The organism is Calothrix sp. CBUCES-K 9914 (assembly GCF_059640475.1).
The window spans coordinates 22,474-29,834 of the sequence record NZ_JBXXZH010000109.1 but is presented as its reverse complement, the minus strand read 5'-3'; the positions used below and the strand labels follow the sequence as shown (position 1 = coordinate 29,834).

Genomic DNA, 7,361 nt, shown 5'->3' with positions numbered 1-7,361 from the left:
CTGCCGCATTAAATCAGCAAACCGTTTTAAAATACTAGCAACAGAGTATAAATCATTCTGGCGCCGTTGCAGCGTTAATAAATCAGAAAACTCATACAGTGGAGTAGGTTGAATTAGCAGCTTTATAAATCGAAACTCAGTACCATTTGTGACAAGACCAAACGTAGGACGCTCAGGAGTAGGAGTCAACATCATATAAGCTAAAGCTTGAGGAATTGCTTGTTTTAAAGAAAATCCAGCTTCTTTAGACTCAATTACCAATATCCATAGTTCTTCTCTTACGACCAAAATATCTATTCTTCCTCGCACCTCTTCGTTATTGTTCTGTAAACTAATTTTTACTGGCACCTCTGTACGTATACGAAATGGAGGACTATAAAAACCAGCTATCGACAGTAGCGGAGATATCACCACTAACTTAACGACTTCCTCTGATACTGGATATTTACTTAGATAAAGAAAATTTGCTTTAGTTTGGTCAAGCGTCTGTTTTTCTGTATCGGTAAGCTCTGGTAAATTTCCTTGCCATTCCGGAAAGAAAGAATCCTCTTGATTTTCTCGCAAGTTAAATTTTGTTTCAACTTCATGCAAAGTAAGTTCGCTCGCTTGGACGACTTGCAGCATAATTAGTATGTCAAATATAACGTGTCAATTATAAATTATTTTGAATCAAACATTCCCGACTTATTCAATAAATCGGGAATCTTAGGATTTCGTAATAATTAACCGCAACGTTCTACGTTTTCTACTTCTGGCAATTTACCCGCGCGGTATTGTGTAACTTGCTTACCATCAGTTTCAAAAACAATACGATAATTTTTATACTTTGCTTCTTTTGGCGTGAAAGTTAAATAATGTCCACCTTGTACGTATTTATGCGGTGTAACTTGAATTTGCCCTGAATAAAGTGATTTAATTCGGCTTTCTGTATCACCTATCTTAGCGCCGCTTACTGTTGTAATTTGGGTATTTTTGTCTACATCAACTCTAGAAATACGTCCATCGGTAAGCATGAACTCAACACCAGCAGGCGTATGAACTGGTTTAACGTAAAAACAGCCTTTGTTTGGAATAGGTGTCGCTGATGATGACAATATGCGTGTTCCAGCGATTCGAGAAGCTTCCTTTACTGTCATGCCAACTTTAACACGCCCAAATCCATCGGCAAATACTTTTGATTGTGTTGTTAGTTGTGCCACTGCTGCACCAGCTACGATATAGGACACTGCCAACACAGAGAAGGCGCCTGCTATTATTTTTCTAGTTTTCATATATTTAATTCTATACAAGTAGATTTTTACTACATCTCCTCTATTAAGGATTTCTGATAAAGTTGGCAGTTTTTTTACCAAGAATGTTGGAATAGTTAATAGGACGGGCAAGGATGCCCATTCCACAAGATGGTCAAAACAAGATGGTCAAAACAAGATGGTAAAAAGATTTATTGTGAGTTGTGCATAAACTCGTGGCGCCAAACGTATATATAAGTGCGAGAAAAAACTGATGCTAAAAACCTGAAACGGTGCCGGAAGGTTTTGTAGCTATAATTACAGAGCGGGTGCAGCACTTACCAAAGGTTTTTAATCTGTAGAGGAGAATTTATCTTTATGAACAGAGGAATTTTGGGTTTAGCAATTGCAGTGCCAACAGTATTATTTATGACTTTACCCAGCTTGGCTGACAGTGCGAATACTCAGGTTACTGCACCTCGAATTTTAGTTAAACCAGGAATAAAAACAGGACTTCCTGCTTTGGAAGTTGGTAAAATTCAAACGATTGGCGGAGGTGGAATAAATGAAGCACCTGGAGTTGCTTCAACCCCAAAAGGTCCTAAAGGTCCACCACCACCAAAGCGTGATGTAGATGGAATTTTACACCAGGTAGGTAATATTGGTATCCCCGCCGTCAATACTAATATACCTAATGAGAACATAAAGACCGCTCCTGTTGTACGTTAAGGTTAGTCTTTAAATAATTGCTTAACTTTGCACAACTGCGAACTAATAGATTGTTTAAGTCTATAGTTCGCAGTTCTTTGCTATCTAGGCGCCAGAGTTTTGCAGTACCGTCCAAGCTTGCAGAAGCCAAAAATTTACTATCTGGACTAAAACTTACATTCATAATTGTATCAGTATGTCCACGAAGAGTTTTTATATCAATACCGTCACGGTTCCATAGTTTTATTGTACGGTCACTACCTGCTGAGGCAATTATATTTCCATCGTGGCTAAAAGCAACACTCAACAACGAATCACTATGTCCTTCTAAAGTTTTAATTAAGCTGTAATCGCGCGTTCGCCAAAGCTTGATAGTTTTATCTAAGCTAGCTGATGCAAGTATTTCTCCATCTGGACTAAAGCTTACATCATTGACTGAGTTTGTATGCGCGCGAATAGTTTTCAATAACTTCGCGTCTTTAACACTCCAAATTTTGATAGTTTTGTCCCTGCTAGCAGAAGCAAGAAACTTGCTATTTGGACTAAAGCTTACACTTAAGATTTCATCATTGTGTGCTTTAATGGTGTTTATAAGAGACCCGACAGGTTTTATACGCCACAATCTTATAGTTCTATCAGCACTCGCACTGGCTAAAATTTCACCATTTGGACTAAAACGAATATAATTAACTTCCCTCTCGTGTCCTTGAAGCGTTTTAATTAAATCATTGTCGCTAGTTTGCCAAAGTTTAATATAATAGTCGCCACTAGCTGAAGCTAAAATCTTACCATCAGGACTAAAACTTAAACTGTATACTGGGCTATTATGACCGTAATTCCATTTACTATAACCTTCGATAGTGTGACTTATAGTACCATCTAAGCGCCATAATTTTATAGTTGTGTCTTCATTTCCAGAAGCTAGAGTTTTTCCATCTGGACTAAAGTTGACGCTGTAAACTTTACCTCCATCTCCTGCCAAAGTTTTATACAAAGAGTTATCACGTTGCCAAACTCTAACCGTTTTGTCTACACTCGCTGAAACTAAAGTTTGGTTATCAGCACTAAAACTTACACTATATACTCCGACACTATGTCCTAAAAAAGTTTCTATTAAACTACCGTCTTGAGCATTCCATAGCTTTATACTGCTATCATTACTACTTGAAGCAATAGTACTACCATCCGAACTAAAACTAACGCTGTTAACTTGGGCGCCATGTGCTGCAATACTAGTGATTAATTTACCCTTACTATCCCAAAGCTTAATAGTTCTATCCGCACTCCCTGAAGCTAATGTTTGTCCATTAGGACTAAATGCAACACTGAATACATCTGCTTGATGTCCTGATAGATTTGCGACTAAAGTTCCATCACTAACTTTCCAAATTTTAACTGTTTTATCTTGACTTGCTGAGGCTAAGAGATTTCCTAGAGGATTAAAACTAACGCTATATACAAAACCATTATGAGCGTTAATTGTTCTTACTAATGTACCGTCAACTTTCCAAATTTTAACTGTTTTATCGGCGCCTGCGGAAGTAATAAGTTGACTATCCTTAGACCATGCGACATTCAAAACCTCAGCAGTATGACCGTTAAGAGTTTTAACTAAAGAACCTTCACGACTCCATAGCAAAACTTTCTTATCATCGCTAGCAGATGCGATAAATTTTCCATCAGGACTAAAACTCACACTTCTAACAGATGCCTGATGTCCTTTAAGAATTTTGATTAATTTACCATCTTGGCGCCATAACCTAACAGTCATGTCATCACTCGCTGATGCAATAGTACCATCAGAACTAACACTTACACCGAACACTCCCGCTTCATGTCCCTCCAGTCGGTTAAGTTCTTGGGCATTTTTCAGCGCTTGCTCAAGAGTATTTATCGTTTTAAATTTAATATCCGAGGGTGCATTAAAGGTATTTTTTAACTGTTTTCCAGCTTTAACACTAGAAATGATAGCCTCTAACTGCTGATGCGATAATAAATTTGCGCGCGATGACTCATTCAAAGCATTAATTTCTCGTAACTGCGCTTGTTGTCCTTGCCAATATGCCAAACCTCCGAAACTACACGCAGCAACACCCAACACACTCAAAGCAACAACTGCTCTTTGTGCTTGTCTAAGTCGCTTCCTTTCTTGAAACTGTTGCCGTTTTCTTTCAACTAAACAAGCTTCTACATAATCTTGCACCTCACTCGAAAGCTCCAGAGTATACTTAATATAGATATCTTCAGCTTCAGCTAAACGCACACCATGCAGTAAAAAATCATCTTGCTTGTTTCCTTGTAACCACATTTGCGCTGCATGTTCAATTTGTCGTTGTTTTCGCAAACGTTCCCTATTCTCCTCCAACCACCACCGCAAAGTAGACCAATGACGAATTAATATTTCATGAGCAACCTCAATCGTAACAGGCGCCCTCCCCATCACATCCGTTACATCCCTTCGGGTTCGCCAGTTTGCCACGCACGGAAACCGAGACGTGGCAACTGGACTCACCGTTACATCCGTTGCGACTCCCTTACCTGCACCTAACTCCTCAACTTCTTCTAAATTAATCACTATTAACTTAGCACTGGTTAATGCTCCAAGCGTTTTATCTACTAATTCAGCAGAATACTTCTTAACCAACAAATCAGATTTAAATACGCGCCGTCTAGTATCTTCAGTACCTTCTCCTAACTGTGTTAAAGATAGAAAAATCCATTTAGCACATTCCTTTGCTTGAGCATCTAAACTTTCATACACAGCTTGACACGAACGTTCTAATGCTCCTTGAATACCACCAAGTTGCTGTTGATACGTGCGTAAAGTAAGTTGTCCATCGCTGCGATGTTGCCATAACTGTTCTAAAACAAACGAAAGTATCGGCAAGTCACCAACTGAGTTATCGAGTTCATGCAATAATACCTCTACTAACTCAGGTTCCAACTTCAAACCAACTTGTTGAGCTGGGTTACTAATAACGCGCCGATAATCATCTAAAGTTAATTTGGGAGGTACTAATATACTCGATTCTTGTAGAACTTTGGCGAGTAATGGTACTTCCAAACAAGTCGCGATAAAATCCGCGCGCAACGTGATAACTAATTTAAAGCGGTCTTTGGCGTATTCGGTTGCTTGGAGCAATTCTAAAAATTTTTCTCTATCAACACTCGGCGCCAAAGTAAATAATTCTTCAAACTGGTCTATTACTAGCACAGTCATAGGATAAGGTAAACTACGTATCCAGTAAACAAAACCTTCTACCCCTTGATGAAGTAAGCCTTCAAGTACAAGATGATTCTCATCACCTAATTTTTGCGCTAAAGTTTGAATGGGACTGGCGCCGGGACGCATTGTCTTAATTAGCCACTGTTGACTAGATGGTATTTGTTTACCTAGACGTAGCTGCGGAATTAACCCAGCTTGCACTAAAGAAGATTTACCGCTACCAGAGGCGCCGACTACAGCCAAGAATGAAGAGTTAACTAAGCTGTAAACTAACTGTTGCGTTAAAGTTTCTCGACCATAAAAATACTGAAAGTCATCTTCACAAAAAGCACTTAGTCCCATATAAGGGCATACGCCAATATCAAGTCCCTGACTTGCTTTTCGCTTAATATTATCATTATTTGCAGGTATAATTTCAATAATACCTCTGGTTGCTGATAGCCAAATAGAAAGGGAAATATTAGTATCAGCGGCATATATTTGCAACTTGGAAATGGCGCCTGCTGCTGATAAACCATCTGGTTTAGAACTAGCTTTTAATATTCCAAGCAAGGTTTGAATAAAACGTTCAGGTTCTTCAACAGTCGAAGTACAGCCAATTAAACATTGTCCAGTATGCAATTCAATCTGTAAATCTTCTATCCACTCTTGTAAATAAGCATAATGCTGTGTCTTAGATGCAGGACAATCTAAAATAATGATTTGCTTTGCAGCACAGTTACGTAACTGCTGTTTCAACCAAGACCGCTTAATACGGGTGTTTCCCAGCAACAAACAGTCGGAAGCTTCGGTTTCCTCAATATATCCCCGCAAATAAAGCAAAACAGTTTCCGCTTCTGCTTGGAGATAACGAACTAAAGTAGACTTAATATCTTCAGAAGATACTTTAGTTGCTTGTAAATACTCTAGTTCAAATGCTCCTGTACTACTAAACAACTTACTAATTTCCAGCGTTGCACTACCAGTTAACCCTTCTATTACAACCCCAAGTCTATTATGTAAAGCTACATCTGCTTTCTCTGGTCGAGTACCAATAATCATTTCACCTACACCCTCGACAATGCGCTTGGGAGTTTGTAGGGGGTATTCTTCAAAAAGCTGAGTTTCTCCTTTACTGCGTTTTTGCTGGTTAATTAACCGTAACTGCTGGTTAGTTTTATCTATATATTGCAGTGTTTGATGATAAATATATTTATATAGTCCATCCGCCGAAATCACACCATGAGATGCTGCTTCACCTTCTAACCCGCGCATCAAGTAATACGTAAATACTCCGTGTCCTAATTCAGGAAATTCCCAAGATAATTGGTTGATATCACAAGAAAGCAGCGCATAAAACCCTTTACTTTTTGCCGCGCGTTGTTGTAGTACCTCTACTAGCTGCGATGTTGGGTTGAGTAGTGGTTCAGTTGGCGCCCCTTTTAAGGTCATACCACCACTGTGACAAGCATCGAGCCAAACTAGTTTATTTTCTGCCGCACTATTTCCCAACAACTGTAACAATTCTTGTAAGAGTAGACCTGTGTTGAGTAAATTAGATTTTTGAGTATCCCTCAAACACAAAACAGCTTGATGCGTTGATGACTCTAATATTCCGTGACCAGAGAAATAAAATAAAATAGTATCTTGTGACTTGGCTTTTTGAGCAATTTCTGTAATGCTTTTACTGACATTCTCTTTGGTAGGGTGGTGAGATGCAAAATCGTGATAAGTATAAACTTCTCTAGTAGTAAATTGTTCTGTTGCTCTAGTTAATGCTTCGGCTAACCCCTGACAATCTCCTGCTGAGTATCGTAAGCTAGGCAGTTGCTCATCTACATATTCTTTTACTCCCACTAGCAACAGCCATAATTTGGGAGCATCTATTTTTTTGGGAGATGATGAGCGACTAGTTCCAACGCTTATAGGAGACATTTGGCAACGGATATAACGGATGTAACGGATAACTACATTTTATACATTGATAATTCCAGATAAAGCGGCACCATTGTAGCACGGGCGTCTCGCCTGTGCATTAACGTAGTTTTATTTATCATAGAGACACGTACAGACCGAATTAATTCGGTCTGTACACAGAGTTAAGAGTAAAAAAGATTTGAGATTGGCGCCTTCCTTCAACGAGGATAAATTAGATATACACATATCCTCTAGGAAAATCCCAACAGGTGCCAAATTCCTAGAGGATAAATCAGATATAC

The 7,361-nt window shown here is 38.9% G+C and carries 4 protein-coding genes; 1 reads left to right on the top strand and 3 read right to left on the bottom strand.

Going from position 1 to position 7,361, the window contains the following annotated elements:
• Both AC2JBO_RS23030 and AC2JBO_RS23025 read right to left on the bottom strand, forming a co-directional pair.
• Positions 1-624 (bottom strand): type I restriction endonuclease (locus AC2JBO_RS23030; RefSeq protein WP_496955986.1); only part of this gene is annotated, 624 nt, incomplete at its 3' end.
• 98 nt (positions 625-722) lie between these two features.
• On the bottom strand, positions 723-1,271 hold the full coding sequence (locus AC2JBO_RS23025; protein WP_496955985.1) for a hypothetical protein: 549 nt from the start codon (positions 1,269-1,271) through the stop codon (positions 723-725).
• A gap of 336 nt (positions 1,272-1,607) precedes the next feature.
• Between AC2JBO_RS23025 and AC2JBO_RS23020 the strand changes: the two genes are divergently transcribed.
• Entirely contained in the window at positions 1,608-1,958 is a 351-nt protein-coding gene (locus tag AC2JBO_RS23020; RefSeq protein ID WP_496955984.1) for a hypothetical protein, read from the top strand.
• Here the strand turns inward: AC2JBO_RS23020 and AC2JBO_RS23015 are convergent.
• The gene (locus AC2JBO_RS23015) at positions 1,921-7,077 is read right to left on the bottom strand and encodes an nSTAND1 domain-containing NTPase (RefSeq protein WP_496955983.1); all 5,157 of its coding nucleotides are present in this window, start codon (positions 7,075-7,077) and stop codon (positions 1,921-1,923) included. The two genes, AC2JBO_RS23020 and AC2JBO_RS23015, sit on opposite strands and share 38 nt — an antisense overlap.
• Positions 7,078-7,361: the final 284 nt, after the last annotated feature.

Excerpts from the sequence above, each read along its gene's own strand:
- AC2JBO_RS23015 (WP_496955983.1), bottom strand. The coding sequence starts at position 7,077 with ATGTCTCCTATAAGCGTTGGAACTAGTCGCTCATCATCTCCCAAAAAA.
- AC2JBO_RS23020 (WP_496955984.1), top strand. The coding sequence starts at position 1,608 with ATGAACAGAGGAATTTTGGGTTTAGCAATTGCAGTGCCAACAGTATTA.
- AC2JBO_RS23025 (WP_496955985.1), bottom strand. The coding sequence starts at position 1,271 with ATGAAAACTAGAAAAATAATAGCAGGCGCCTTCTCTGTGTTGGCAGTG.